The following is a 23452-nucleotide window of genomic DNA, read 5'->3' as shown; positions in this document are numbered from 1 at the left end:
GCCGGGGGCCCTACGGAGTGTAGATGACGGTCACCTTTACGAGGAAGTCTTTCAGGTCTGCCACCTGTGCGGTGACTGCCGCAGGATCTTGTGCGATGGCGGCTTGTTCCAGTCGGTCGCCGATCGCACTGATATGATCAAAGCCGTATCCCCCGCCGTCACCTTTCATCCGATGGCCCAGCATGCGAATGGTGTTGAAGTCGCTTTGTTTCAGGCAGGCTTCGATTGTCACGAGATCCCGCCGGCGATTGGCCAGGAATCCCGGGACGATCGGTTCGAGGTCCTGACTGATGTGGACGAGAATGGTGGCCTGGCTGTGTTCTGGACTGTCTGGCATCACTGCGCGCGTGTCTTCTCGTAGGCGGCGAGTAGCTCAAGGAGCGTGGTTTTCTTGAGTGGTTTGGTCATGTGGGCGTTGCATCCCGCTTCGAAGATTCTTGCCGACTCTTCCTTTAGTGCCAAGGCGGTCAAGGCGACGATCTGGACTGCGGGCAAGCCCTGTTCTTGTTCCCAGCGTCGGATGGTCCGGGTGGCTGTCAGCCCGTCCATGACCGGCATCTGCATATCCATGAGGATCAAATCATAGTGCCCATTCTGAAACTTGGCGACGCCGATTTGACCGTTATCGGCCAAGTCAATCCTGTGAGAGGTGCTTTTCAAATACGACTGGATCAATACCTGATTGTCGGGCGAGTCTTCGACCAGCAAGATCCGTAACGATCGCCCCTGGGGGGCGACCGGAGCAGGCGTGCTCGATTGGGCAGCTGGCAAGCCACGCTTGCTTCGGCCCAAAGCGATGCTGATGGTTTGTTGAAGATCGGACCGCCGGATCGGCTTGACCAGATATCCGCCCAGGCCCAGGTCATACGTCTTGGCGATGTCGTCGGCCCAGCGATCTGACGCCAGCATGATGATGGTCAGGTCCTGAAGCCGAGCATCCGCATGGATGCGTTCAATGACTTCGAATCCATCCATGCCGGGCATACGACAGTCCAGCAGCAGTAGGTCAAACCGCATGTTGGCACTCAACGCAAGTTCGATGGCGTCCATGGCCTGTTCACCACTGTCCGCCTCGACTACCTCGGCACCCCAGGCGAAGAGGGTCTCTTTCAGGATCAAGCGATTGGTCGGGTAATCATCCACCACGAGACAACGGACTCCGCTCAGATTCAGTGCGCCTGCGGCCTTCGATGGGGGCGGGTCGGCCTGTACGCCGAGTTGCACGACGCAGTGGAACGTACTGCCTTTGCCCAGGGTGCTCTCGACCCAAATCCGTCCGCCCATCAGTCCGGCTAGCTGCTGCGAGATCGACAGTCCAAGCCCCGTGCCCCCGTACCGGCGGGCAATCGTGCTGTGTGCCTGGGTGAAGGTGTCGAAGATGGCCGTGATTTTATCGTGCGGCACCCCGATACCCGTATCGGTCACCGAAAACCGGATCGCGCCCGGTGTCGAGCAGTCCGGATCGTTGGTGATGGTCATGACCACCGATCCCTTCTCGGTGAACTTGATCGCGTTTCCGAGCAAATTGAGCAGGACTTGGTAGAGGCGGTTGGGATCACCGATGAGGTGGCACGGCACATCGTTGGAGAGATGGCAGACGAGTTCAAGGCCCTTTTCATTGGCTCGAAGCGCCAACATTTCACTCGCCTTGTCGATGAGCTCCGAGAGATCGAAGTCGATGTTGTCCAGATCGAGCCGGCCCGATTCAACTTTCGACAAATCCAGAATGTCGTTGATCAGACTCAGCAGGCTGGCCCCGGCGCGACGAAAGATCCGGAGATATTTGCGTTGTTCAGGCGTCAGCGTCGTGTCCCAGAGCAGGTCAGCCATGCCGATGATGGCGTTCATCGGCGTCCGAATTTCGTGGCTCATGCTGGCCAGAAAGTCGCTCTTGGCACGATTGGCGACATCAGCGGCATCTTTCGCGCGCTGGAGCTCTTCCACCCGGTGTTGCAATTCTTTGGAGGCGCGGTCGAGCGCGCGTTCGGCGCGCCGGCGAGCGGCTTGCTCGCGTTGGAGTGCGGTCAATGGACGGGAAGAGGCGCGCAGGGGGCGTTTTGACGCGGTGCCGGTGGTGGGTTTCGTTCGCGCAATGCGTTTTGCCATGTCGTCCGGTCGCCTCAGTCAACGATGACGGTCCTCCGTCGCGGCTCGGTGAAACGTGAAGCGGCCATGGCGACGTCGACGCGCAATCAATCTTTATGGGTGTGATGCACGAGGGTCAGCACTCCGGCTTGTTTGGCTCGGTTGCGCCCATCCTGTTTCGCTTGATAGAGGGCCTGGTCGGCTGCTCGAATAAGGTCCGTCGGGGCGGCGACGCGGCTGGGTACCGTGCTGGCGAAGCCCAGGCTGATCGTCACCGGGTCCCCGTTCGGGTGTTTCATCTCGGCCTCACAGACTTTCCGTCTGAGGGTATCGGCGACCTGTGCGGCGCCATCCACGGTCGTACCGGGCAGCACGATGACGAACTCGTCGCCGCCGTACCGTGCGACCAAGTCGCCCGGACGATTGACGTGGCTGGAAATCAGCTGCGCGACCTGGCGGAGGCATTCATCACCGGCCTGATGCCCATGGCTGTCGTTGTAGGTCTTGAAATAATCGATATCCAACATAATGAGGGAGAGCGGGGTGGATTCACGCGCGGCGCGCCGCCATTCTTGGTCGAGAAAGTCGTCGAATTGCCGTCGGTTGGTGATGCCGGTCAGGCCGTCGAGACAGGAGAGACGCAACAGCATCTGGTTGGCTTCCTGCAATTGGCGCATGACCTCCAGCAGTTCCTGCTCGCGCGCGCGACGTCGTTCGATTTCGTGGACGAGTCGGAGCACGCAACGGACGCGAGTCAACAATTCGATCTTGCTGATGGGCTTGGCGACATAATCGATGGCGCCGGCGGCAAAGGCTAGTTGCAGATCAACCGGATCGGTTTTGACGGTGACCATGATGATCGGGATGTCCCGGTACCGTTCGACGGCCTTGATCTGCCGACAGGCCTCGATCCCGTTGGTGGACGGCATGACGATATCCATCAGGATCAAATCCACCCGGCCGGTCATCTGACGCATGCCGTCGAGGCCCAGCAAACGAAATGCGGCAGCGGCGGATTCCGCCACAAACGTTTCTTCGTACCCGGCGTTGGCGAGGATGGATTGGATCAACAGACGATCGTCTGTCGAATCATCGACGATCAGGATACCCATGATCATGTCTCCCTGAAAGAGTGTCGTAGGTCGATGCTAGCAGCTAGTCTGGGTAAACACCAGGGTAATGCTTTTTGATGCAGGGGGTGCAGAGGCCGTGGCTGAATTCCGCTTCGGAGTGCTGTTGGATGTATTCTTCCAATTGTTGCCAGAAGCCTTGGTCGTTGCGGATTTTTTTGCAGGAGGCACAGATGGGCACCAAGCCCTTCAGGACTTTCACTTCCCGCAAGGCGCGTTGCAGTTCGTCATTGCTTCGGCGGAGTTCCACCTCGCGGGCCTTGCGGCAATCCATCTCCTGTTTCAGCATCAGGGCGGAGTTCACCCGGGCGAGTAATTCCGTGCTGGTGACTGGCTTGGTGATGAAGTCCATGGCGCCGGCGGAAAATGCCGCTTGAAGGTCGCCCAGCGCGGTCTTCGCCGTGACGACGATGATGGGAATGTCGCGTAAGGCGTCTAGGTTCTTGATGTGTCGGGTGGCGACCACGCCGTCGATGCCCGGCATCAGAAAATCCATCAAAATCAAATCGACGGCATGGGGGTTGCTTTGGGGCTGATCGATTCCGAGTTGAGCGTAGGCTGCGGTTGCGGAATCGGCGATGAGCAGGTCCTGGTGACCGGCCTTGGAGAGGATCGTTTTCAGTAGGAGTTGCTGGTCAGGGGAGTCATCGACGATCAGGATATTCATGGAGTGCCTCATCCGGCCGAGGTGGCAATGGCTGCGTCCCGAAGCGGAGCGAACGCCGGTATAGAGAGGCGAGCCGCTGCCCGGGCCAGATTCAGTATCGGCCGAAAGCGCCCGGAGGTTAAGCACCGCCGGTGGCCGGCTTACCGTTGAAGGGCGGCTTTGACCAGGTCGCTGACGACTTTGCCGTCGACGGACTGGCCGGCGAGGCGAGCCATGACCGTTTTCATCACCTGGCCCATGTCCTTGAGGGACGAGGCCCCGGACTCCGTCACCACCGCCTTGACGAGTTGTGAGAGTTCGTCAACGGAGAGGGCAGCCGGGAGATAGCCCTCGATAATGGTGATTTCCTGCCGCTCCTTGGAGGCGAGGTCTTGACGGTTGCCCTTTTCGAACTGCTCGGCGGCTTCCTTGCGCTGCTTGATGAGCGTCGTCATGATTCGGCTCATCCCGGCGTCGTCGAGATCTTGTTTCAGTTCCACTTCTTTGTATTGCACGGCGGCTTTGATCATGCGGATCACGTCGATGCGTAGCTGATCCCGCGACTTCATCGCCGATTTGAGATCTTCGGTGAGACGGTCATGTAGTGACATCGGATTCCTCTCAGATTGGGGCACCAGTCGTCGCGGAGGATAGCGCCTTTAGAAAAGGCAGTCAACGTGGTGAACCCGGTTTCGTTTTCATATTGAGCGTGAGAGGGGACTATCCCATAATGCATCGTCGGTGGTGAAGTCACGGTTGTCCTGTAGGGAAAGGGGGGCGGAATGAATCAGAACTGCAGCAAGCGGTGTGCGTGGTTTCGTGGCCTCGGCATGATCGGAGCGGTTGGCATCGCGGTGGTGCTTGTCGCCGGATGTGCGAGCGAAAAACCCAAGCCGATGGCCCAACCATCCTCCGAGCAAGTCAAAGGAAGTGCCGATCGCGCATTCGACCGCTTGAAACAGGAAGAGGTGGAGCGCAGACCGTCGGGGATGTAGCCCAGGGATGCGCACGCTCTAGGGCGCCACGCGTGGGCTTCTCCATGGCCGTCTCGTCATCAGGAGTTTGAGGAACGGGAGTTCCCAGACTGGATGACCCTCTGGCGGGGAGGCAATGCGTCGGGGCTCGGCGAACGTCCGCAGCAAGCTCAGGGCGATCACCAAGCGCAGCCCCCCGGAGAGGCAGAAGAGAAACGGCAGGTTCGACGCCGGTGTCAGGTGCCACGAGCCCAGCGAGACGGTCGCCGGCATCAGGGTGGCCACCCAGCTGCCGGTCAGCGCGCCGAGCCCCCATCCGACTGCATTCATGGCATTGGCCAGCGCCACACCCCTGGTGCGCTCCTCCGGCTGCAGTGAATCAAACACATAGTTCTGCAAACCCAGCGACAGTCCAGCCCAGATCACCCCGCCGCAAAAGTTCACGATCAGCAGGAAGGCATAGTGCTCGCTCAGCATGTAACCCATGGGCAGGAAGGGAACTGCCGAGGCGGTCAACGCCAGCAAGGCTTTGTTGCCGTATCGATCACCGATCCGGCCCCAAGGCCCTAACGTGAGAAATTGGGCCGAGATGCTACTGGCCATCCAGCCGGCGTATTGCAGGTACGACCAGTGGAGGTCCCTCAAGAGATAGATCACAAAGAACGGTCCCGAGAGCATCACGGCAAAGTGCATCAGACCGGAGAAGGTGAGGAACCGACGGAAATCGCCGCTGCCGGCATGGGCGAGAATATGCCGGAACCCGTGCGGCGCGCCGGGTTGGTGCACCGGCATCATTCGCGATACATGGGTCTGGCAGGTGGTGGCTCCCATGCGCGCGGCCGCCGCGCCGAGAAAGATGATGAGAAAGCCGATCCAACTCATGTCCCATCGTTGCCCAAGTGTCAGGATTGCTCCCGCCAGTCCTAGGGCAAGGAAACTGGTGAGCGCTGTCGTCCGTGCCCGCCGGGCAAAGTAGGCGCCGCGTCTGTCGGCTTCCGCCACATCGACCAACAGGCTATTCCAAACCGGGGCGGTCACATGGCCGAAGCCGAAATACAGCATCGCGAACCCGATCAACAGCCATGAGCCATGTTCCGGGGCGATCAGCGGCAGCGACAGAATCGGGAGCCAGCAAAAGGCCTGGGCCCGGCCTCCCGCAATGAGGAGGCGGCTGGGCAGGCGGAGATACTGAAGCAACTTCACCGATGCGAGTTGCGCGACCACGCCGACGAGTTGGGGCAGAGCGGATAAGATCGCGATCTGGAACGGAGAGGCGTGCAGGAGCAAGGCGAAAGCCGAGAAGTAGTTTTCCCCGCCGCCTTGCGCTGCGGCTTGGCAGGCTGCATCACGGACACCATAGTGCTGGCGCTGCGTGTTGACCTCGCGCGCCGACGTTTCAGGCTGGTCTGCGCAGGGGATCTGCTGAGGCGACGAGGGGGAAGGCTGAGCGTCAGTTGAGTGATTCATCAGGTCTTGCGCGGCAACGAGTGCCAGTGCAGTCACGTGTGTCTGGGACGAGTGCGATTATACCAGAGCCCACCGGTTTGCCCCTGTGTCAATCAAATCTCTGCAGGCCGGTTGACCCTTCCTTCTCGCAGTGGGTACCATAACTTCATGGATGCCATCGGTGTGCGACGAGCGGCGGGGGTGAGTGCACGCCAAGGTGAGACACGCCTTTCCTGGCGACTGGGTGTGATCTTGTGTGCGGCGTCGACTCTGGGCGTGCTGCAAGGAGGCGCGGAGGGGCGTGATTTGATGGTCCCTAAGGAGCAGGTCACGACCGAGTTTGAGCCGACCGAAACGCCGTCACTGGATGTGCAACAGAAGGGCGTGCCCCAGTCCTTGTTCACGTGGATCAAGATGGCCAGAGGCTATGAGGTGGAGTGGGACACGTTCGGCCGCAAGGGGTGGTTTACCCAGGATCCACGGCTGAAACCCATTGCCCCTGGAACGACGGTGTTCACGCCCGATGCGTCCGCAGTCTATATCGTGTTCGAAGTCGCTCCGCTTGAAGATCCAGCTCAGTTCGCTGCGCAGGTCTTTCGTGTCGGTGTCGACGGCAAGGCGGGGGAAGCCGTTGTCGTCCAGGATAGTTTGGAAGTACCGGGGCACGAGCGGTATGGGTTCTTGGAGTTGAAGAAGCCCGCGTCGCACTGGCCGACCGGTACGTATCTGGTAAAGATCTACATCACCTCGTTGGGACAGCAGCCCTTTCATGCCGTGAACCAGGTGGGCACGATGCGGTTCGTTGTCACGGATCAGCCGGCACCTGATGTCCTACCTGCCGTGCCCGAGCCTTCCTCCCGTTGAAACTGTCCCCTCGCTTAGTCTAACGTGCACCCACCGTGCGCGCCGCACTGTGCGCAGCGTCGATTAACGTCAGGGAGTGGAGGCATGAAGGAGACCGATTCGGAGAAATTAGCGCTCTTGTATGAGCGTTTGTGCGATGTCTGTTTGGTCGAGAAGGAAGTCTGGACGGAAATCTATATGCCGCGGACGTTCAAGGACGGCACGGCGGTGCGGACCAATATCCAGGACCGCTATCACGTGGTGATCGACGATCGTGGTGTGGAGGATGCGCTGGAGGCCAACATCCCTCTTGGGAAGGCCGCATTGGCTGCGGCCATCCAAGAGTATCGCGATCACATCAGCTTTGAGAAGAAGGCCTGAAGCCGATCAGCTTTTTGCGAGAAACCGTTCGACGTCCTTGACGATATCCTGAGCCAGCGGCTTCGTGCCGTGTTTATAGCGGGCGACGACATGGCCCGAACGATCGACCAGGTATTTCTGGAAGTTCCATTCCACCTCACCGGGGAACGGGCTCTGCTCCGTGAGGTAGCGGTAGAGTGGATGTTTGTCGTCGCCCTTCACGCTGATTTTGCTGAAGAGGGGAAAGCCGACACTATATTTGGTGAGGCAGAACCCCTTGATCTCTTCGTTGCTCCCCGGCTCCTGCTGGCCGAAATTGTTGGCGGGGAAGGCCAGGATCTCAAACCCCTTGTCTTTGTAAGTCTCGTACATCTGTTCCAGGTCGGCATACTGCGGGGTATTGCCGCAGAAACTGGCCGTGTTGACCAGCATGATGACCTTGCCCTTGTATTGGCTCAGGGAGACTGGTTTGCCGTCGATGTCGTTCAGCGTGAAATCATAGACGGTCGAGGTATTGGCTGCCATGTGCGAGACTCCTTGTTGGGCCGCATCGACCGACCCCAGGCCCATTTCTACGGCACCAATCCCGAGACCCACGATGAGCCCAAGAACCAGAACCTTCCATGAACAAGTCGGTCTATAGATCGGCATTGTATGGACTCCTTCGGTTAGAGACGTTCCAGCGCCGCCACACGCTCCTCGATCGGAGGATGGGTCGCCAGCAAATGCATAAATCCGGATGTGTTGCCGGAGATCTTCATCGTGGCCAACGCGTCTTGCGTCGAGTATTCGAACTGCGCGCGGTTGACCCACCGGTCGATCGCCTGCAGGGCCTTGATCATCGAGTCTTTCCCATACACCTTCGCGGCAAACGCATCTGCCGCATATTCCCGGCGCCGCGAATGCCAACTGACGACCAGCATCGCGAGGATCGACAGCACGACCTGCAAGAAGAGATACACGACGAATCCCAGGATCGGGCTCCCGCTCTGGCCTTCCTCCCGATCGCTGCCTTGTGGTTGCGCAACCATCTGGTAGACGAAGTTGCTGATGTAATGCACGAAGGTGTTCATCAACCCGGCCAAGACCGTCGTGGAGAACATATCGCCGTTAAACACATGGCCCATTTCATGCGCGAGGACGGACTTCACCTCGTCTTCTCGCAGGTTCGCCAGGAGCCCCGTGGATACCGCCACCATCGCGTTGTTCTTGCTCGGCCCTGTGGCAAACGCGTTGGGGTCTGGTGAATCGTACACCCAGACTTCCGGCATGGTGATCTGAAGGCGGTCCGCAATCTCTCGAACGGAGCCGTAAATGACCTGTTCCGCTTGTGTGCGGGGCTGCGTGATCTGAGTGCAATCCAGCATGGCTCGCGCCATCTGTTTCGAAAAGATCAAGCTGATGAACGCGCCGCCGAAGCCGATGACCAGCGACCAGACCAGCAGTTCCTGACTGAAGACCCCCCGGACGTCGATGCCGAATGCCGGCAACACCATGTTCACCAGCACTCGGACGGTAATCGACAGGGTGAGGTAAATCAGAATATTCGAGAGAATTAGCAACCCGATACCCTTCAACGACTTCATATCGCTCCTCCGTTGGAGGTTCGCGCCTCCTTCTTCTCTTACGAAGCGTCGCGAACCTTGGATGTCATTATACCGAACACCGCGCCAATTCGTTCACCCCGGGGCGGATCCACTGTTGTTGTCTTGGTGTTCACAGATAATACCAGGTTTTACGCCAGTCAAGGCGGTCCGCCCTCGGGTTTCGGCGGCCGGTGCTGGTGTGCCGCAGGGAGAGAGGGCCGATGGCGGTCGATTTCTGGTCGGTTGACCGGTTCCGAAGCCTTCTGTTAGAAACCTTGTCATGCATATAGGTCTCTCGTCCCGGCCGCTAGGCCTCTTGGTGTTGGGGGTGATGATGATGGGCACGGCGCCGGTCACGGCCGCCGATCCGGCCACGCCGGTGCCGCCGCTACAGGTTCCTGTTGATCTGGTAGACGGCCTGCAACGGGCCACTGTGGTCCTGGACAGCTACGCGTATACCCCGCATCACCTCATCGTTCAGGTTGGGAAACCCGTCGAACTCTTCTTGACCAGTATCACGTCCATCACTCCGCACAATTTTGTGTTGCGGGATGAGGCTGCTGGCCTCTCGATCGAACGAGATGTTAGTGCCGGTAAGACGGTGACGGTGCAATTTACGCCGACGAAGCCGGGCCGCTACTCCTTCTATTGCGATAAGAAGCTGCTGTTTCTTCCAAGTCATCGGGAGAAAGGCATGGAAGGCACCCTCGAAGTCAGATAAGCAGGTCGAGCCACGAGTACCCAGCCTTCCAAGCACGAACTTCTTCACGTCATTCTCAAGCAGGTATCCCGTTCATTTTACCTGACGTTGAATGTCCTTCCGTCGGATGTGCGCGATGAAATGGGGTTGGCCTATTTGTTCGCGCGCGCGGCCGATACGATCGCCGACACTGATCTGCTCGGGCGGGAACAGCGGCTGCAGTATCTCAATATGTTTCGCGCGCAGTTCAGGGGCGATGAGGTTCAGCCGCAAGCCGTGCAGGCGATTCAATCGGCCCTGCTGCCGCACCAGACCGACTCGGCTGAACGCGTGTTGCTCCAGCGTTTGCCGGAGTGTTTGGCGCTGTTCAGGCAGTTCGATCAAGGAGATCGCGAGCGCATTCGCTGGCTGATGGAAGTGCTGCCGAATGGTATGGAGATGGACCTGACCAGATTCCCCGGCTCATCGGCGAACGAGCTCACGGCGTTGGAGCGGCCGGACGAGTTGGATCGCTACACCTATTTTGTCGCAGGCTGTGTCGGCGAATTTTGGACTCGCATGGTCTGTGCGCATCGGCCGGCGATGGCCCATTGGGATGTCGATCAGATGTCTACCATCGGCGTGCGATTCGGCAAGGGGCTGCAGTTGACCAACATCGTCAAAGACCTCGCTCGCGACCTTCACAATGGCCGCTGTTATGTGCCGACGCAATGGCTGGATGAAGTCGATCTCAAACCGGTGGATCTGCTGAAACCGGAAAGTCTGCCGACTCTTCGTCCGATTCTGCTGCGCATGATCCGTCAGGCGGTCGAACATTTGGATCAGGGATGGCTCTATACGATGGCACTGCCGAGGCTCGAAATCCGGCAGCGGTTGGCCTGTATGTGGCCCATCTTACTGGCCGGGGAAACACTCAAACGCGTCGCGATGGCTCCCGATCTCCTCAACCCCACCGTCAATGTGAAGGCTCCACGCTCGGTCGTCTATCGAGTGATGGCCCTGACCACGTTCACCGGAGGCTGTGGATACGTTGGTACGGCCTACTGGGGTAGACTGAGGAAGCAGATCGTCTAACGCGATCTGCCCATGCGTGAGATGGCGGGTGGCGGCAAGACCTTCTCCATCGTTCCCCATCGATGCACCTGGCCGATCTCCACTGGGCGCATCCCACGGGGCCTTGTAAGGCCGCGCGTCGCGCGAGCAGAGGGACTCAGCTCCGGGGATCCCGATTACTTCTTCTGCGGCTCCAACAGCTTATCCCCTTTGCGATAGACCGCATAAATCGCCTGTGACGGACAGGCGTCCAGGCACAGCCGGCAGCTTTCCAGGCAACGTGAGGGATCAAACTTATACGGCGGCGTCGAAAGCCAGGCGCTTGTGGGGCAGACCGGCATGCAAATGGCTTGGTGGGTACACCGGTCAGGATGGCGCACCAGGTGATCGCGAATGAGCATCATAGGCTTGACTCCTTCGAAGAGACCTTGCGAGAAGATCTCGAACATGTTCTTTTGGGGCAGACTGCTCACTTCCACTCCTTGATCAGCTCAACGAGCCGGTCTTTTAATTCCGGGAGCTGGTTCGCGTTGTTGCGAATCGCACCGAGAATGTTCTCGAGGCGGGCGGTCCGTTGCGCCTCTTTGTCCTTCTTGAGCAACTGGTCGTATTCGGCATAGGCCGCGCCATGTTTGGGCTCGAGAGACGCCCGGCCGACCTGCAGCGCTTCCCCAAGCTCATAGGGTTCGGGACTCAGCAGCGGCACGACCACAAACGATCCGTCCGTGCAGATGAGCGCCGCGGACCCGGCTTTGCTTTTCAACGGCACCACCGTCTCCACCGTTTTGCCCGTCAGCTGGTCCCAGGCGTTCAGCAAACCGGGGAAGGCTTTCATGTAGGCCACCTTCTCCATGTTGGCCTTCCATTTGTCATCGGCGGGCATACAGATCTCGTGATACTCCGCAGGTGTGACCGGCTTATAGGCTCAATGGGGAGAGCAGGGGGGAGGGGGCCTGGTCGGGGATCAACAGTCGGTCGACCACTTCTCCCTTCATGATATGGCGCTCCATGATCTCTTTCACGTCTGCTTCAGAACGCACGCGGTACCACACCCCTTCCGGGTAGACCACCACGGTGGGACCCTGGGCGCAATAATCGAGGCAGCCCGCCTTATTGGCGCGTACAACGCCCTTCAAGTTGAGCCGCTTGGCTTCCTGCTTGAAGCAGGCGTGGAGTGCCTCCGAGCCGAGTTTGGAGCAACTGCCGCGAGGATCATCGGCCTCGCGCGTATTGGTGCAGACGAAAATATGTCGTTGATAGCCGGTCATGGCAACAGTCTCGAAGCGGTGTTGGTCACTGTGTGGTCCGCACGATCAGGCGCGCGCGTGGAATTGTTCGATCAGTTGAGTCACTTCCGTCGCGTTGAGCAGTGACGAACCGGCGGACTGCGTGCCGGTAATGGCCGCAATTTCGCGGAGGCGCAACTGCGCGCGTTGTTTGGCCTCTGGTTCAGACAGTGCGGAAGCCTGCCCCTTGGTAAGCTTGTCGAATTCCGTGCGAATATCGCGGAAGTCCCGCTGCAAATTCTTCATCATGGAGCAGGGTTCGCAGTACCATTTCGGACTCTGATCCGAAGACGGGGACAACCGGTCGTAGGTGCGCCCGAAGAAATCCTTGCCCAGGGACAGTTTCATCAACGGTGTGCCTGCGGCGCTGCAGGCATTACAGGATCCGGCATCCATGCGCGAAGTGCTCCTCTTAGGGGGAAAAGTCGATAGACGGCGAATCTTACCGCACTGGTCTTTCGGCTGGCAAGGTGGACGTGCGGCTCACGGCAGGAGGGGTGTCGGCCCATGTATAATGAGCATGAGAGGCCGGTGTCGAGGGTAAGGAGGCGGACATGGTGATCGGGGTTCCCAAAGAGATCAAGGACTACGAATTCCGCGTGAGTGTCACGCCGGACGGTGTGCGGGCGTTGCGACAAGCCGGCCATCAGGTGTTGGTTGAACCGACGGCCGGGCAGGGAAGCGGGTTTTCTGACGAAGCCTATCGACAGGCGGGTGCCGAGATTGCGCAATCCAAGGAAGACGTGTTTCACCGGGCAGAGCTCATCGTGAAGGTCAAAGAGCCTCAATTGTCGGAGTGCGCGCTGTTTCGGCCGGGCCAGGTGCTGTTTACCTATTTGCACTTGGCGTCGTTGCCGGATCTGACCAAGGCCTTGATGGCGGCTGGGATCACCGCGATCGCCTATGAGACTGTCGAGGCCAGGGATCGCAGCCTGCCGATGTTACGGCCGATGAGTGAAATCGCCGGGCGGTTGTCCGTACAAGTGGGCGCGCACTACCTCGGGACTGTCCAAGGGGGGCGCGGAGTCTTGTTGGCCGGAGTTCCCGGGGTTCTGCCAGGGCATGTGGTGGTGATCGGTGCGGGTATCGTGGGAACGTCGGCCGTCCGGATCGCCGTCGGCTTGGGCGCACGAGTGACGGTGATCAATCTGGATGTGGATCGACTGCGGATGCTCGACGATCTCTACGGGGGGCGCATCGCGACCTGTGCGGCTTCCGCCTCCGCCATCGAGCGGGCGGTCGTGGAGGCAGACGTGGTCATCGGCGCGGTGCTGGTCCCTGGTGCACGGGCGCCCAAAGTGATCTCCCGCAACCTCGTGGAACGGATGCAGCCGGGTTCCGTGATTGTCGATGTGGCCGTGGATCAGGGCGGCTGCTGTGAAACGACCACGCCCACTACGCACTCGAATCCCGTTTATGGCGTGAACGGGGTTGTGCACTATTGCGTCACCAATATGCCAGGGATCGTGCCGCATACCTCGACGAGAGCGTTGACCAATGCGACACTCCCATACCTGCTCCGTCTTGCCTCGGAAGGGGTGGAGCGAGCCATTCGGTCGGACCCAGGGATGGCCAAGGGGGTAAACGTGATGCAGGGTACAATTACGTGTCAGGCAGTGGCCGAATCTCACGGCTTGCGTTTTACCCCTCTCTTGTAAGACAATCCGCTCTCCGTTTTCTGATTCGCCCGGTCGGGGCGTAGCGCAGCCCGGTAGCGCACTGCGTTCGGGACGCAGGGGTCGGAGGTTCAAATCCTCTCGCCCCGACCAAACCGCATCTCCTCTCATTTCACGTTCAGCCATCTCAGTGTCCACGAGGAGTTCTTCCGAACCCCGCGCTCATGCTTTGTGCGATCCCTGCCGATAAGGGGGAAGTATGAGCGTAGACGCGCCGCGCAAACCGCTAAATCGCGTGACGGCATCTAGTCGCTGTGAGAATATCCTGGTCAAGGCGCGATTCTCGCTCTGCGCCGATGTCTGTGCCCAAGGGAGTTGTGAATCGATGACAGAGACGGGCGATGCCGTACGGGCAAAAATCTTGGTGAGCGGTCGTGTGCAGGGAGTGGGCTATCGGGCGTTCGCCTGCCGCATGGCCGCCTCGCGCGGATTGACCGGTGGTGTGGAGAATCTGGATAGCGGGCAAGTCTCTGTGGATGTTGAGGGGTGTCGGAGTGTCCTCGAGGAATTCCTGACGGATCTCAAACGCGGGCCGGTGGGGGCGCGTGTGACCCAGGTGCACGTGGAGTGGGGCAACGCGACGGGCCGGTTTCATGACTTTACGATTCGGTAGCAGGTAACGACGTTATGGCTCGACGTGCAACCATGCGACAGGACACCGGGATGAATCCGTCGGTCTCGACTCGCCGCCCGCGCGCGACGCGGAGAGATGAGGATGAGGAGTCGGACTCCCAGGGCCATGTTGAGGCGGAAGAGTCTGGAGCCGAGAGCCGTTCGTCCGAATCCGGGCGCGCAGAAGGCCTCGACACGATCAAGAGTTATCTGCGCGAGGTGCGCAAGTCGACCCTGTTGAATTTCAAGCAGGAACAATCGCTGGGCAAGCGGATCATGGCTGGCGATGAAGCCGCCCGGCAGGAGATGATCGAGGCGAATCTTCGGTTGGTCATCAGCATCGGGAAGCGGTACATGAACCGGGGATTTCCCTTTGCCGATATCGTTGAAGAAGGCAATCTCGGTCTGATCAAGGCGGTCGAGAAGTTCAATTACAAGCGCGGGTTCCGGTTCAGCACCTACGCGTCCTGGTGGATCCGGCAGTTTATCGAGCGGGCCATCATCAACCAGGGGAAGCTGGTTCGATTGCCCGTTCATGTCGTCGAGCGGTTGAACCGCTATCTGGGCAAGGTGGAGCAACTGGTTCATGAGCTTGGGCGGGAACCGCTGTCCGAGGAAGTCGCGGCCAAACTGAAAGTCAGCGTCGCGGAAGTGGATGATCTCAAGCAACTGGTCCGTACCACCTGTTCGCTCGACAGCCCGATCAGTGATCGCCAGGATACCTTTTTGCGGGACGTGATCGAAGACCCGCTGTGCCTCACTCCAGCCGATACCGCTGAAGGTGTGATGCGGCGGGCCGAACTGATGGCCTGGGTCAACGAGCTGCCGGAAAAGGAGCGCACGGTCATTCTGGCTCGGTTTGGACTTGACGGGGCTGAGTCGCGGACGTTAGAAGAGATCGGCCAAGAGATGGGGCTGACTCGTGAGCGCGTTCGTCAGATCGAAACGGCCGCACTTGCCAGGCTCCGCGGAATCATTGAACGGAAAACCATGAAACGGGCGGATCTCTTATGAGGACCTCCCGATCCCGTCAGACGCATGAACTACAAAGCCCTCATTCGAGAAGTCCCCGACTTTCCTAAGCCCGGCATTCTGTTCTACGACATTACCACCCTCCTCAAAAACGCTCAGGCCTTTCGCGCCATTGCCGATGAGCTGGCTGCCCGGTATGAAGGCCAGGGCATTGCCAAGGTCATTGGAATCGAGTCGCGGGGGTTCATCCTCGGTGGCACCTTGGCGGCCAGGCTCGGGGCCGGATTCGTGCCTGTCCGAAAGCCTGGAAAACTGCCGGCGGACATTTTTGAGGTGGAATACAACCTGGAATACGGGTCCAGCGTGTTGGCAATCCATCGGGACGCGGTCGCGGCCGGAGAGCGGGTGTTGATCGTGGACGACCTGCTGGCTACAGGGGGGACGGCGGCGGCGACGGTGGATCTCGTGCGCCAGCTCGGTGGAGAGATCGCGGGACTGGACTTTCTGATCGAGTTAAAAGGCCTGAAGGGGCGTGATCGACTGACCGGCTACAACGTGCATTCCATGATCATCTATCCCTAAACACCCAAGATCTTGGGGAATCGGGTACTTGTCAAACGATCTATAGCGTGATATACCTGCCAAACTTTTTCGCCTTGCACTCATCACGAAAGGGCATGAGACTCTATGGCGACGAAAGTCAGCGCGAAGAAAAAAACTCCAACAACGAAAGCCAAAGCCATCGCTCCTGAGAAGCCCGTGAAGAAAGAGCGTCCGGCTCCCGTAACCGCTATGACCGAAAAAGATGAAGACAGCGTGGCCGCGCGTGTGGTGGCCGCGTTGACCCAGAAAGAAACGCCGAAAGAAAAAGAAGAGCGCCAGCGCCGGCGCGAAGTCCTGCAGCGTATGCTGCTCGGGAAACGTCAGGAGATTATGCGGGAGATCGAGGGGAACCTCGGCCAATCGCTGACGGAAGACCAGCAGCGTCGGTTGGAATCAGCCCGCGATGTGGGCGACCAAGCGCTCATGGATTTGGATCGCGAACTCGGCATCTCGCTCATGGAGATGCGAAACAGGAAGCGGCAGGCGATCGATGAGGCGTTAACCAGACTCAGCGAAGGCACCTACGGTATTTGCGCGGAATGCGGCATCGAAGTCAGCGAAAAGCGATTGGAAGCCGTGCCCTTCGCGAAACTGTGCGTGCAATGTCAGTCTCAGCAGGAACTCCTCGAGAAGATTGAGAAGGAAGAGGATCGAGACTAGGGCCGCGGCCTCAGCACGATTCTCTTCCGGTTTTCCCTCAGATCCCGCGCTGGTCATCACACGAGTGCTCCGTCTTTGGTACTCGTCCTCAGTGGGTTCCGGCAGTCTTGCCTCTACGTATGACTCATCCCCAGTCGAAGGCCGTGGTGTTGCTGAGTGGCGGGTTGGATTCCACCGTCACGGCCGCCATCGCGCAACAGGATGGCCATCGCATTCACTGTGTGACGATCGCGTATGGGCAACGCCATGGTGTGGAGGTGCAGCGTGCTCAGGCCGTTGCGGCGGCATTGGGTGCGGTAGGCCATGTGATTGTCACGGTTGACCTGCGGGCATTCGGGGGGTCCGCCCTGACTGCCGATGTGGCGGTACCGAAAGACCGGACCCAGACAGAACGGGCCGGAGAAATTCCGGTCACCTACGTTCCGGCACGCAACACGATTTTTCTCTCGCTGGCATTGGCCTATGCCGAAACCCTGGACGCGCAGGCCATCTACTTCGGCGCCAATGTGCTGGACTATTCCGGTTATCCGGATTGCCGCCCGGAGTTTATCCGCGCGTTTGAGACGGTGGCCCGGCTTGGGACGAAGATGGGGATCGAGGGACGTGCGGTTGAGGTTCGCGCACCGCTCCTGATGCTCTCTAAGGCGGAGATCGTGCGCCGGGGACAGGAACTGGAGGTGCCGTTTGCGCTCACACACAGTTGCTACGATCCCAGCGTTGACGGGGTGGCCTGCGGGCGCTGCGACAGTTGTCGGATTCGTCGGGAAGGTTTTCGCCTGGCGGGAGTTGAGGATCCTGTCCCCTATGCGATACTCTAGCGAACGAAGCGCACGATGCTTGTCTGAGTCGGGAGAGATGGATCAATGACGCCTGAAGAATTCTTTATGTACCTGATCATCGCGTTGGTGATCGTGACTCCAATCGGGGCCAGGCTCTACCGCAGATTGACGCTGAATCGTACGACGCAGATGTTACGCGAGCAATTAAACCAATCGCAGCCCAATCAGTCGGCGACGACACCCCCGGAGCCACCTCGATGAGGCAGAAGATGGTGGAGCACATGTCGATGAAAGCCTGGATGGTGGGCGCGAGCGTGGCGGTCATGGTGGCCGCCTTGGTTGCCTGCGAGTCGAATGCGACCAATCCGGAGGGGGCCAAGCCGGCCGGCGGTTCGACGCCGGCGGATGTGCAAGTCGGAGAAGGCAAGTTCGCGGCGAACTGCGCCGCCTGCCACGGCGCTCGCGGGGTCGGCACAAAGCAGGGGCCACCTCTCGTCCATAAGATTTATGAGCCGAATCATCATGCCGATATGGCCTTTTTCCGCGCAGCGGAGAATGGCGTGCGCGCCCACCATTGGGAGTTCGGGAATATGCCGAAGATTGAGGGCGTGACGCCCGCCGATGTCGAGCAAATCATTCGGTATGTGCGCTGGTTGCAACGCGAGGCGGGGATTTACTGATCTGCCTGATACGCCTGTCGCCTCCACCCTTCTCCTGGTGTTGTTCCTCACACTCCCTGCGCCAGTCCCCTCGTTTGACAACCTACGCGTGCGGTTCGTAAGGTAGTTGCATGGCCAAACGAGGCCGTGGAAACCCGCCTGCCCCGCAGGGGGCTCGGTTCGTTGGCGAGGCCTTTTCACAGGAGGAACCTATGCGACAGGGAGCCTGGTTCATGCTGGGGATGGTGGGGATCGTCGGGGCATCGTTGTCGACCTCAGGCTGTGTGGCGATCGAAGCCGGCCACGAGGGTGTCATGGTCGAGCAGCCATTCTTCTTCGGCCATGGAGGGGTCGATCCGTCGCCGACGAAGACCGGCCGTGTGTGGGTGGCGCCGACGACGAAAGTGATCGAGGTGGACATCCGACCGCTGCAGTATTCGGAGCACTTCGACATTATCTCCGCCGAAAATGCCCCCGTGTCGTTTGATGCGTTCCTGATTGCGAACGTCGTCGAAGGGCGCACCCCTGAACTCATCGGTCGTTACGGGACGACCTGGTATCAAAACAACGTAAAGGAAGCGTTCCGCACCTTCGTCCGTGAAGAAGTCCAACGGTATCCGCTCTTTCAGTTGACGACTGATCCGACGACCAGGACGAAACTACAGGACGCGATTGCACGCGAGGTGCAGAACAAGCTGATCGACAAGCAAAATATGCCGATCCGGCTCAACCGTGTCGTGGTCGGGAGCATCCTTCCGCCGAAGGGCGTGGTCGAACAGACGACGCAAACCATTGTGCAGGAGCAGCGCAAGATGACGATGGTCGAGTTTCAAAAAGCCGAAGAGGCGCGAGAGAAGGCGGAAAAGCAGCGTGGGATCGCCGATCGTGCCTATCGCGAATCATTGGGCCTGACGGCGCCGGAATTTGTCGACCTTCGCCGTATCGAAGTGCAGAAGGAAATTGTGCAGCATGCGCCGACGGCACTGACGGTCATCATGGGATTGGAACGAGTCGGGATTAATATGCCCTCGTCAGGCACGGATCGGTAGCAGGATTGACCGGAGTGTTGTGAACCGCGTGAGACGGGAAGCCAAGCCGGAGTCGGTCCGGTTTGGCTCCCGCAGTGCGGACGTTACTTGACGACCCAGACTCGGTAGCTTTTGGCGTTCTGTGGTTTTGCGATTCTGAGCGTGCCTACTTCCCCGGGATTCATCACATCATCGCCGGTCGCGGTTTTTCTCGCCGGGTGGCGACTGCTTCGAACCAACACGCCCTGCTCGTCGTAAAAATCTACCATCACGTCGGCTGATTCGCGAAGCCCTCCCTGATAGGCAGTCCCCAGCCAATCGAGACGTTTGAGTGCTTGATAGGTGACGACCAGCAAGCCGTCCGTTTCTTCGTGTGCGTTGAGGATCCTCAGGGCGCGATTTTGGTCCAGGGCCTGGTCGGTTCCGCTCACCGTTTGCGCAAGAAGGACCTGCTCCACGGCATCCGTCTGGAAGAGGGCTTTGACTTTGCAGTATACCGTTCGGCCCTGTTCGCTCTGCTGCACGACTTGTTGATCGGAAACATGCTGCGTGGCAAGGGTGTGAATCAGCCGGTGAAAGAACGGCGAATCGACCAGCGTCGCGGTACGCTCTTTCACGGCCGCCGAGTTGCTGACCGCCAGATGTAACGCTTGCGCGCAGGCATGCTGCTTCGCCTCGGTGAGAGTTTCCGGCTGATGAAAGGCATACCGGTAGTCGCCGGTGATCTCGACCCGCCCGTTGTCCGGCGAGGCCTGGACCGGTGCAACGACGGCGAGGCATTGAACGGCGATCGCAACGAGGGCGCCGCACCCTGTGAAAGACAGCCATGGAGTCATACGAGCCACCTCCCTCCCGATCGCAAAGTCCACATTGTGCGGCTGCTAGGCGTCGCGTACTGCGTGTGTTCATGCTATCACGCGTATGGGGCGGCGGCAATGTGGGTCAATCGGGGATTCCGGCCAACGCCTCCACAATGGCCTGGACGGTGAGCGGGGCGTTGCCCTCCGAACGATTGTTGACGAGCACATAGGGCAGGACCTTTTGCCTGGCCGCGGCATGAATCAGGGAGGCGGCCTCTCGGCGCATGTGAGGTTGAGCGGTGACGATGCGGTTGTACGGCGCGAACCGTTCTACCGCTGAGGCGTGGCGGAGACCAAGTGGCGTCAGGAGACGCATCACGAGCAAGGGGGCGGTGAACCGTTCGCCCATCAGGCGATGCTGCATGAGGAGCGGCGGCATGCCCGTCCAATGGTTGTAGGTATGCGCCACGCCATGAGTGCGCAGGATGTCCCGGTATCGCGGGCCCAGCACGGCGGGATTTCTGATTTCCACGGCGTAGGTATGCCCGACTGGAAGCTGAGCGAGGAAACGGTCCAGCGCGTCAAGAAACGGCTCCGGTTCGAGGCCGCTGCGCTGAAACTCGAAGATGAACGGGCCGGTGCGGCCGGGCAGGCTCTCGACAAAGGGGTGAAGGACCATGTCCTGAAACGCGCCCACGTCGAGAAAACGAGGGTTCGGTTTCCCTGCCTTGCCGCCGTAGCGCGGGAGGTTGGCGTAGGTGGGGATGGTGATTTCCTCCCACACCTTGGCGCAAAAGTGAAAATCCGGCGGGACCAGCGCAGCATATTGCGTGAGTTGTCTGGGTGTCGCGGGTCGATAGAATGTGTGGTCGATGCCCACCGTGCGAAACAGCGGTGCTCCACCGGGTGCATAGGCGGCATATTCGGCGAGGCTATCTTTGGAAAATCGGCCGGCGGAATAGGCATGATGGTAGACCTGGCCATACCAGCCTTCATAGGCCCAGGAACTAGTCCCGAAACGGACAAGGGCGAGGTCCATCATGCCGGGCACTCGTTGACGCGCCATGGCGCCATCACGTTCGGGTGCGGACGGCTCAGGAGTCGTGCGGCCTCCAGTTGGTTGAGGGAGCGATGCATGCGCCGGATTGTATCGCAACCCTTCGGAAAAACGTAGGATGCCTTGACTTGATGGAGGTCTTGACTCACACTCGCACGACACCATGTACAACGGCACCGAGCAAGACCTGCTTCGCCTTCTCGCCTCGCGAGCCGGTATTGCTGCTGACTATCACGACATTGCCGGCACGCTGCATATCACCAGCGACGACACCCGCCGCGCGATTCTGTCTTCCATGGGGTTCGATGTTGCGTCCCGCGAGTCGCTGCTGCAGGCGCTCATCGATTTAGACGATGCACCTTGGCGACAGACGTGCGATCCGATCCTCATTCTCCAACAGGGCTATGCCCCCACGTCGTGGAGTTGCCGACTCGCAGTCGAGCCGGACGAAGAGCCGCAACTAGCGCTGAAGTGGCAGCTGATCGACGAAAAAGGCACCAGCATCCATCGCGGAGAGATCGGTCCGGTCATGAAGCCGCAGGAAGTCCGATTCGTGGCGGGGCGACGGATGATTCGGATCGAGGTGCCGCTGGTCTCGGATCTGGAACTCGGGTACTACGAGCTCTCGGTTGCGAGTGTGGGGTGTAAGGTGTCGACGGAGGGAGCGGTCCGTGTCGTGGTGGCACCTCCCCATTGTTACGTGCCGGAGGGGATTGCCCATGGCGGACGCGTCTGGGGTCTGGCCGTGCAACTCTACTCCGTACGCTCGCGAACCAATTGGGGCGTCGGCGACTTTACGGACCTGGCGAGGCTTGTGGAATGGGCCGGACGCGAACTGGGGGCGGGCATTGTCGGTCTGAATCCTTTACATGCCCTGAAGAATTCTCGCCCGCACCATCTGAGTCCCTACTCTCCCACGAGCCGCCTGTTTTTGAATGAACTTTATATCGATCTCGATCGGCTACCGGAATATCATGCGTCGGCAGAGGCGCAGCGCCTGAGGCGTAGCCCCGAGTTTCACAGGACGGTGGAGCAGGCACGCGCGTCTGATTTTGTGGATTCCGAGTCCGTTGCGCAAGCAAAACGGCAGATGCTCGACCTGGCGTATCGCCAGTTCCTCATCGACAATTACACGGGAACCGAACCCTCTCTCCAACCCACGAGTGCGCGTGGGTGGCTGCTGGAGCGGTTCATTCGCGATGAGGGCGAGTCGCTGGAACGATTTGCGCTGTTCCAGGCCGTGGATGAGGATCGGCGTCTGGTCGAACAAACGCAAACGTTGTGGCCTGAGTGGCCGTCACAGTATCGCACGGCCGATTCACCGGCATTGCGTGAGTTTGCTCGACGCCATCGCAAGCGTGTTCGCTTCTTCCAATACATCCAATGGGTCGCCGCCGATCAGCTTCGGGCGGCCAATGCGCGTGCCGAGCAGGTGCACATGTCGGTTGGGCTGTACCCTGATTTGGCGCTAGGCAGCGACCGCAATGGAGCAGAAGCGTGGATGCTGCAGGATGTCCTGGCCCTGGGCACGGATTGCGGCGCACCGCCGGATGCCTTCGCGCCTCAGGGGCAGAACTGGGGATTTGCACCGTTCAATCCGCTGCGTCTGAAGGCGACTGCATATCGATCGTTCATCGAACTGCTGCGGAAAACGTTCCAGCAAGGGAGAGCCATCCGGATCGATCATGTGATGACGCTGTTTCGCTTGTTCTGGGTGCCGCGGGGGATGACCGCCGCGGCGGGAGCCTATGTGCAGTACCCGGCGGAAGACTTGTTGCGGATTCTGGCGCTGGAGAGTACACGCGCACAGACGTTGGTGATCGGAGAAGATTTAGGGACCGTGCCGGATTACGTACGTGAGCAGTTGGCGCGCTACAAGGTGCTCTCCTACCGGGTCTTATACTTTGAGCGAACCTGGGATGGCTCCTACAAGCATCCGTCAGCCTACCCCGATCAGTCCCTTGCGGTCGTCACTACTCACGATCTGCCCACGCTGACCGGCTATTGGATCGGTGAAGATATTCGGCTGCGTGCCAGACTTGGCATGTATGCGCATGAACAGGCCGTGCAGCAGGCATTCGAGGAACGCGCCCGGGATAAGCGGCATATCCTCGCCGCGCTGAATGGGGTGGGCGTCTTGCCGGCCGGAACCAGTGAGCAACCGGAGCATGTTCCGGTCATGACGCCGGATCTCTGCCGGGCGATACACGTCTATTTGGCGATGTCCCCGGCGTGGGTCGTGATGGCGAATCTTGACGACGTGATCGGCGAAGTGACACAAATGAATCTCCCCGGAACGGTAGATGCCTATCCCAACTGGTCGCGTAAATTGTCGCTGTCGCTGGAGGACCTCCAACGGGATGAGCGTGTACAAGCTCTCGCTGCCGCTGTGCGAACGCTTCGGCCTCCTGCCGGAGCGAGCGAGTAGGCCAGGCACGCGTTTCCGTTCATGCGCTGGGCCGTCGCGCACCGACCTGCTCGCGATCACTCATGCCTG

At 59.7% G+C, this 23452-nt stretch carries 29 protein-coding genes and 1 tRNA gene; 16 read left to right on the top strand and 14 right to left on the bottom strand.

Annotation, left to right across the window (positions count from 1 at the left end):
- Positions 1-10: 10 nt before the first annotated feature.
- The 5 genes from JNL86_13885 to JNL86_13865 form a co-directional block, all read right to left on the bottom strand.
- Positions 11-337 (bottom strand): Hpt domain-containing protein, encoded by a 327-nt coding sequence (locus tag JNL86_13885; GenBank protein ID MBL8044000.1) that lies wholly within the window; start codon positions 335-337, stop codon positions 11-13.
- The gene (locus tag JNL86_13880) at positions 337-2106 is read right to left on the bottom strand and encodes a response regulator (GenBank protein ID MBL8043999.1); all 1770 of its coding nucleotides are present in this window, start codon (positions 2104-2106) and stop codon (positions 337-339) included. The genes JNL86_13885 and JNL86_13880 overlap by 1 nt, the downstream gene beginning before the upstream one ends.
- Positions 2107-2192: 86 nt before the next feature.
- The gene (locus JNL86_13875) at positions 2193-3197 is read right to left on the bottom strand and encodes a diguanylate cyclase (protein MBL8043998.1); all 1005 of its coding nucleotides are present in this window, start codon (positions 3195-3197) and stop codon (positions 2193-2195) included.
- 43 nt (positions 3198-3240) lie between these two features.
- Positions 3241-3882 carry a response regulator gene (locus JNL86_13870; GenBank protein ID MBL8043997.1) on the bottom strand — a complete coding sequence of 214 codons (642 nt, stop codon included), beginning with the start codon at positions 3880-3882 and terminating at the stop codon, positions 3241-3243.
- A gap of 140 nt (positions 3883-4022) precedes the next feature.
- Positions 4023-4472, bottom strand: a complete 450-nt coding sequence (locus tag JNL86_13865) for a GatB/YqeY domain-containing protein (GenBank protein ID MBL8043996.1) — start codon at positions 4470-4472, stop codon at positions 4023-4025.
- 171 nt (positions 4473-4643) lie between these two features.
- On the opposite strand from JNL86_13865, the gene JNL86_13860 reads away from it, so the two are divergent.
- Complete coding sequence (locus JNL86_13860; protein MBL8043995.1) at positions 4644-4856, top strand: hypothetical protein; 213 nt, start codon at positions 4644-4646, stop codon at positions 4854-4856.
- 18 nt (positions 4857-4874) lie between these two features.
- Here the strand turns inward: JNL86_13860 and JNL86_13855 are convergent, their stop codons facing one another.
- Positions 4875-6302 carry an MFS transporter gene (locus tag JNL86_13855; protein ID MBL8043994.1) on the bottom strand — a complete coding sequence of 476 codons (1428 nt, stop codon included), beginning with the start codon at positions 6300-6302 and terminating at the stop codon, positions 4875-4877.
- Between the two features lie 180 nt (positions 6303-6482).
- Here JNL86_13855 and JNL86_13850 point away from each other — a divergent pair, with 180 nt between their 5' ends.
- The gene (locus JNL86_13850; protein MBL8043993.1) at positions 6483-7145 is read left to right on the top strand and encodes a hypothetical protein; all 663 of its coding nucleotides are present in this window, start codon (positions 6483-6485) and stop codon (positions 7143-7145) included.
- An 84-nt stretch (positions 7146-7229) separates the two neighbouring features.
- On the top strand, positions 7230-7505 hold the full coding sequence (locus JNL86_13845) for a hypothetical protein (protein MBL8043992.1): 276 nt from the start codon (positions 7230-7232) through the stop codon (positions 7503-7505).
- 6 nt (positions 7506-7511) lie between these two features.
- On the opposite strand, the gene JNL86_13840 is transcribed toward JNL86_13845, so the two are convergent.
- Complete coding sequence (locus JNL86_13840) at positions 7512-8009, bottom strand: glutathione peroxidase (protein ID MBL8043991.1); 498 nt, start codon at positions 8007-8009, stop codon at positions 7512-7514.
- A 143-nt stretch (positions 8010-8152) separates the two neighbouring features.
- A complete protein-coding gene (gene htpX, locus JNL86_13835) occupies positions 8153-9070 on the bottom strand; it encodes a protease HtpX (GenBank protein MBL8043990.1) in 918 nt (305 codons plus the stop codon).
- Positions 9071-9350: 280 nt separating this feature from the next.
- Here htpX and JNL86_13830 point away from each other — a divergent pair, with 280 nt between their 5' ends.
- Positions 9351-9791 (top strand): cupredoxin domain-containing protein, encoded by a 441-nt coding sequence (locus tag JNL86_13830; GenBank protein ID MBL8043989.1) that lies wholly within the window; start codon positions 9351-9353, stop codon positions 9789-9791.
- A gap of 51 nt (positions 9792-9842) precedes the next feature.
- Positions 9843-10844, top strand: a complete 1002-nt coding sequence (locus JNL86_13825; GenBank protein MBL8043988.1) for a squalene/phytoene synthase family protein — start codon at positions 9843-9845, stop codon at positions 10842-10844.
- Positions 10845-10999: 155 nt separating this feature from the next.
- Here the strand turns inward: JNL86_13825 and JNL86_13820 are convergent, their stop codons facing one another.
- The 4 genes from JNL86_13820 to JNL86_13805 form a co-directional block, all read right to left on the bottom strand.
- On the bottom strand, positions 11000-11227 hold the full coding sequence (locus JNL86_13820) for a hypothetical protein (protein ID MBL8043987.1): 228 nt from the start codon (positions 11225-11227) through the stop codon (positions 11000-11002).
- A 65-nt stretch (positions 11228-11292) separates the two neighbouring features.
- Positions 11293-11706: a hypothetical protein gene (locus JNL86_13815; GenBank protein ID MBL8043986.1), complete on the bottom strand. Its 414-nt coding sequence runs from the start codon at positions 11704-11706 to the stop codon at positions 11293-11295.
- A 34-nt stretch (positions 11707-11740) separates the two neighbouring features.
- The gene (locus JNL86_13810) at positions 11741-12091 is read right to left on the bottom strand and encodes a (2Fe-2S) ferredoxin domain-containing protein (GenBank protein MBL8043985.1); all 351 of its coding nucleotides are present in this window, start codon (positions 12089-12091) and stop codon (positions 11741-11743) included.
- 45 nt (positions 12092-12136) lie between these two features.
- A complete protein-coding gene (locus tag JNL86_13805) occupies positions 12137-12505 on the bottom strand; it encodes a hypothetical protein (GenBank protein ID MBL8043984.1) in 369 nt (122 codons plus the stop codon).
- A 158-nt stretch (positions 12506-12663) separates the two neighbouring features.
- Here JNL86_13805 and ald point away from each other — a divergent pair, with 158 nt between their 5' ends.
- The 10 genes from ald to JNL86_13755 all read left to right on the top strand — a co-directional run bounded on the left by ald (position 12664) and on the right by JNL86_13755 (position 19119).
- The gene (gene ald / locus JNL86_13800; protein ID MBL8043983.1) at positions 12664-13767 is read left to right on the top strand and encodes an alanine dehydrogenase; all 1104 of its coding nucleotides are present in this window, start codon (positions 12664-12666) and stop codon (positions 13765-13767) included.
- A 34-nt stretch (positions 13768-13801) separates the two neighbouring features.
- Positions 13802-13878, top strand: a tRNA-Pro gene (locus tag JNL86_13795).
- A gap of 232 nt (positions 13879-14110) precedes the next feature.
- The gene (locus tag JNL86_13790; protein MBL8043982.1) at positions 14111-14398 is read left to right on the top strand and encodes an acylphosphatase; all 288 of its coding nucleotides are present in this window, start codon (positions 14111-14113) and stop codon (positions 14396-14398) included.
- Between the two features lie 14 nt (positions 14399-14412).
- On the top strand, positions 14413-15411 hold the full coding sequence (locus tag JNL86_13785; GenBank protein MBL8043981.1) for a sigma-70 family RNA polymerase sigma factor: 999 nt from the start codon (positions 14413-14415) through the stop codon (positions 15409-15411).
- Positions 15412-15435: 24 nt separating this feature from the next.
- Complete coding sequence (locus tag JNL86_13780) at positions 15436-15951, top strand: adenine phosphoribosyltransferase (protein MBL8043980.1); 516 nt, start codon at positions 15436-15438, stop codon at positions 15949-15951.
- Between the two features lie 210 nt (positions 15952-16161).
- Positions 16162-16632, top strand: coding sequence for a TraR/DksA family transcriptional regulator (locus JNL86_13775; protein ID MBL8043979.1), 471 nt, complete (start codon positions 16162-16164; stop codon positions 16630-16632).
- A 119-nt stretch (positions 16633-16751) separates the two neighbouring features.
- Positions 16752-17450, top strand: coding sequence for a 7-cyano-7-deazaguanine synthase QueC (gene queC / locus JNL86_13770; protein ID MBL8043978.1), 699 nt, complete (start codon positions 16752-16754; stop codon positions 17448-17450).
- Positions 17451-17495: 45 nt separating this feature from the next.
- Positions 17496-17672 carry a hypothetical protein gene (locus JNL86_13765; GenBank protein ID MBL8043977.1) on the top strand — a complete coding sequence of 59 codons (177 nt, stop codon included), beginning with the start codon at positions 17496-17498 and terminating at the stop codon, positions 17670-17672.
- A complete protein-coding gene (locus tag JNL86_13760; protein ID MBL8043976.1) occupies positions 17669-18091 on the top strand; it encodes a cytochrome c in 423 nt (140 codons plus the stop codon). Before JNL86_13765 ends, JNL86_13760 begins: the two co-directional genes overlap by 4 nt.
- A gap of 191 nt (positions 18092-18282) precedes the next feature.
- Positions 18283-19119 (top strand): hypothetical protein, encoded by an 837-nt coding sequence (locus JNL86_13755; protein ID MBL8043975.1) that lies wholly within the window; start codon positions 18283-18285, stop codon positions 19117-19119.
- An 83-nt stretch (positions 19120-19202) separates the two neighbouring features.
- Here JNL86_13755 and JNL86_13750 read toward each other — a convergent pair whose 3' ends face one another.
- A complete protein-coding gene (locus JNL86_13750; protein MBL8043974.1) occupies positions 19203-19934 on the bottom strand; it encodes a hypothetical protein in 732 nt (243 codons plus the stop codon).
- 106 nt (positions 19935-20040) lie between these two features.
- Complete coding sequence (locus tag JNL86_13745; protein MBL8043973.1) at positions 20041-20964, bottom strand: DUF72 domain-containing protein; 924 nt, start codon at positions 20962-20964, stop codon at positions 20041-20043.
- A 154-nt stretch (positions 20965-21118) separates the two neighbouring features.
- On the opposite strand from JNL86_13745, the gene malQ reads away from it, so the two are divergent.
- Positions 21119-23383, top strand: a complete 2265-nt coding sequence (gene malQ, locus JNL86_13740; protein ID MBL8043972.1) for a 4-alpha-glucanotransferase — start codon at positions 21119-21121, stop codon at positions 23381-23383.
- Positions 23384-23452: the final 69 nt, after the last annotated feature.

The sequence above is a fragment of the Nitrospira sp. genome (assembly GCA_016788885.1).
Classification (GTDB): Bacteria; Nitrospirota; Nitrospiria; order Nitrospirales; family Nitrospiraceae; genus Nitrospira_A.
The sequence above is the reverse complement of the archived record's forward strand: the minus strand, read 5'-3'. Positions and strand labels throughout refer to the sequence as shown.

Bases quoted from the DNA above. Each gene is read 5' to 3' on its own strand.
- JNL86_13885 (MBL8044000.1), bottom strand. From the start codon at position 337: ATGCCAGACAGTCCAGAACACAGCCAGGCCACCATTCTCGTCCACATC.
- JNL86_13880 (MBL8043999.1), bottom strand. From the start codon at position 2,106: ATGGCAAAACGCATTGCGCGAACGAAACCCACCACCGGCACCGCGTCA.
- JNL86_13875 (MBL8043998.1), bottom strand. From the start codon at position 3,197: ATGGGTATCCTGATCGTCGATGATTCGACAGACGATCGTCTGTTGATC.
- JNL86_13870 (MBL8043997.1), bottom strand. From the start codon at position 3,882: ATGAATATCCTGATCGTCGATGACTCCCCTGACCAGCAACTCCTACTG.
- JNL86_13865 (MBL8043996.1), bottom strand. From the start codon at position 4,472: ATGTCACTACATGACCGTCTCACCGAAGATCTCAAATCGGCGATGAAG.
- JNL86_13860 (MBL8043995.1), top strand. From the start codon at position 4,644: ATGAATCAGAACTGCAGCAAGCGGTGTGCGTGGTTTCGTGGCCTCGGC.
- JNL86_13855 (MBL8043994.1), bottom strand. From the start codon at position 6,302: ATGAATCACTCAACTGACGCTCAGCCTTCCCCCTCGTCGCCTCAGCAG.
- JNL86_13845 (MBL8043992.1), top strand. From the start codon at position 7,230: ATGAAGGAGACCGATTCGGAGAAATTAGCGCTCTTGTATGAGCGTTTG.
- JNL86_13840 (MBL8043991.1), bottom strand. From the start codon at position 8,009: ATGGCAGCCAATACCTCGACCGTCTATGATTTCACGCTGAACGACATC.
- htpX (MBL8043990.1), bottom strand. From the start codon at position 9,070: ATGAAGTCGTTGAAGGGTATCGGGTTGCTAATTCTCTCGAATATTCTG.
- JNL86_13830 (MBL8043989.1), top strand. From the start codon at position 9,351: ATGCATATAGGTCTCTCGTCCCGGCCGCTAGGCCTCTTGGTGTTGGGG.
- JNL86_13820 (MBL8043987.1), bottom strand. From the start codon at position 11,227: ATGATGCTCATTCGCGATCACCTGGTGCGCCATCCTGACCGGTGTACC.
- JNL86_13815 (MBL8043986.1), bottom strand. From the start codon at position 11,706: ATGCCCGCCGATGACAAATGGAAGGCCAACATGGAGAAGGTGGCCTAC.
- JNL86_13810 (MBL8043985.1), bottom strand. From the start codon at position 12,091: ATGACCGGCTATCAACGACATATTTTCGTCTGCACCAATACGCGCGAG.
- JNL86_13805 (MBL8043984.1), bottom strand. From the start codon at position 12,505: ATGGATGCCGGATCCTGTAATGCCTGCAGCGCCGCAGGCACACCGTTG.
- ald (MBL8043983.1), top strand. From the start codon at position 12,664: ATGGTGATCGGGGTTCCCAAAGAGATCAAGGACTACGAATTCCGCGTG.
- JNL86_13790 (MBL8043982.1), top strand. From the start codon at position 14,111: ATGACAGAGACGGGCGATGCCGTACGGGCAAAAATCTTGGTGAGCGGT.
- JNL86_13785 (MBL8043981.1), top strand. From the start codon at position 14,413: ATGGCTCGACGTGCAACCATGCGACAGGACACCGGGATGAATCCGTCG.
- JNL86_13780 (MBL8043980.1), top strand. From the start codon at position 15,436: ATGAACTACAAAGCCCTCATTCGAGAAGTCCCCGACTTTCCTAAGCCC.
- JNL86_13775 (MBL8043979.1), top strand. From the start codon at position 16,162: ATGACCGAAAAAGATGAAGACAGCGTGGCCGCGCGTGTGGTGGCCGCG.
- queC (MBL8043978.1), top strand. From the start codon at position 16,752: ATGACTCATCCCCAGTCGAAGGCCGTGGTGTTGCTGAGTGGCGGGTTG.
- JNL86_13765 (MBL8043977.1), top strand. From the start codon at position 17,496: ATGACGCCTGAAGAATTCTTTATGTACCTGATCATCGCGTTGGTGATC.
- JNL86_13760 (MBL8043976.1), top strand. From the start codon at position 17,669: ATGAGGCAGAAGATGGTGGAGCACATGTCGATGAAAGCCTGGATGGTG.
- JNL86_13755 (MBL8043975.1), top strand. From the start codon at position 18,283: ATGCGACAGGGAGCCTGGTTCATGCTGGGGATGGTGGGGATCGTCGGG.
- JNL86_13750 (MBL8043974.1), bottom strand. From the start codon at position 19,934: ATGACTCCATGGCTGTCTTTCACAGGGTGCGGCGCCCTCGTTGCGATC.
- JNL86_13745 (MBL8043973.1), bottom strand. From the start codon at position 20,964: ATGGCGCGTCAACGAGTGCCCGGCATGATGGACCTCGCCCTTGTCCGT.
- malQ (MBL8043972.1), top strand. From the start codon at position 21,119: ATGTACAACGGCACCGAGCAAGACCTGCTTCGCCTTCTCGCCTCGCGA.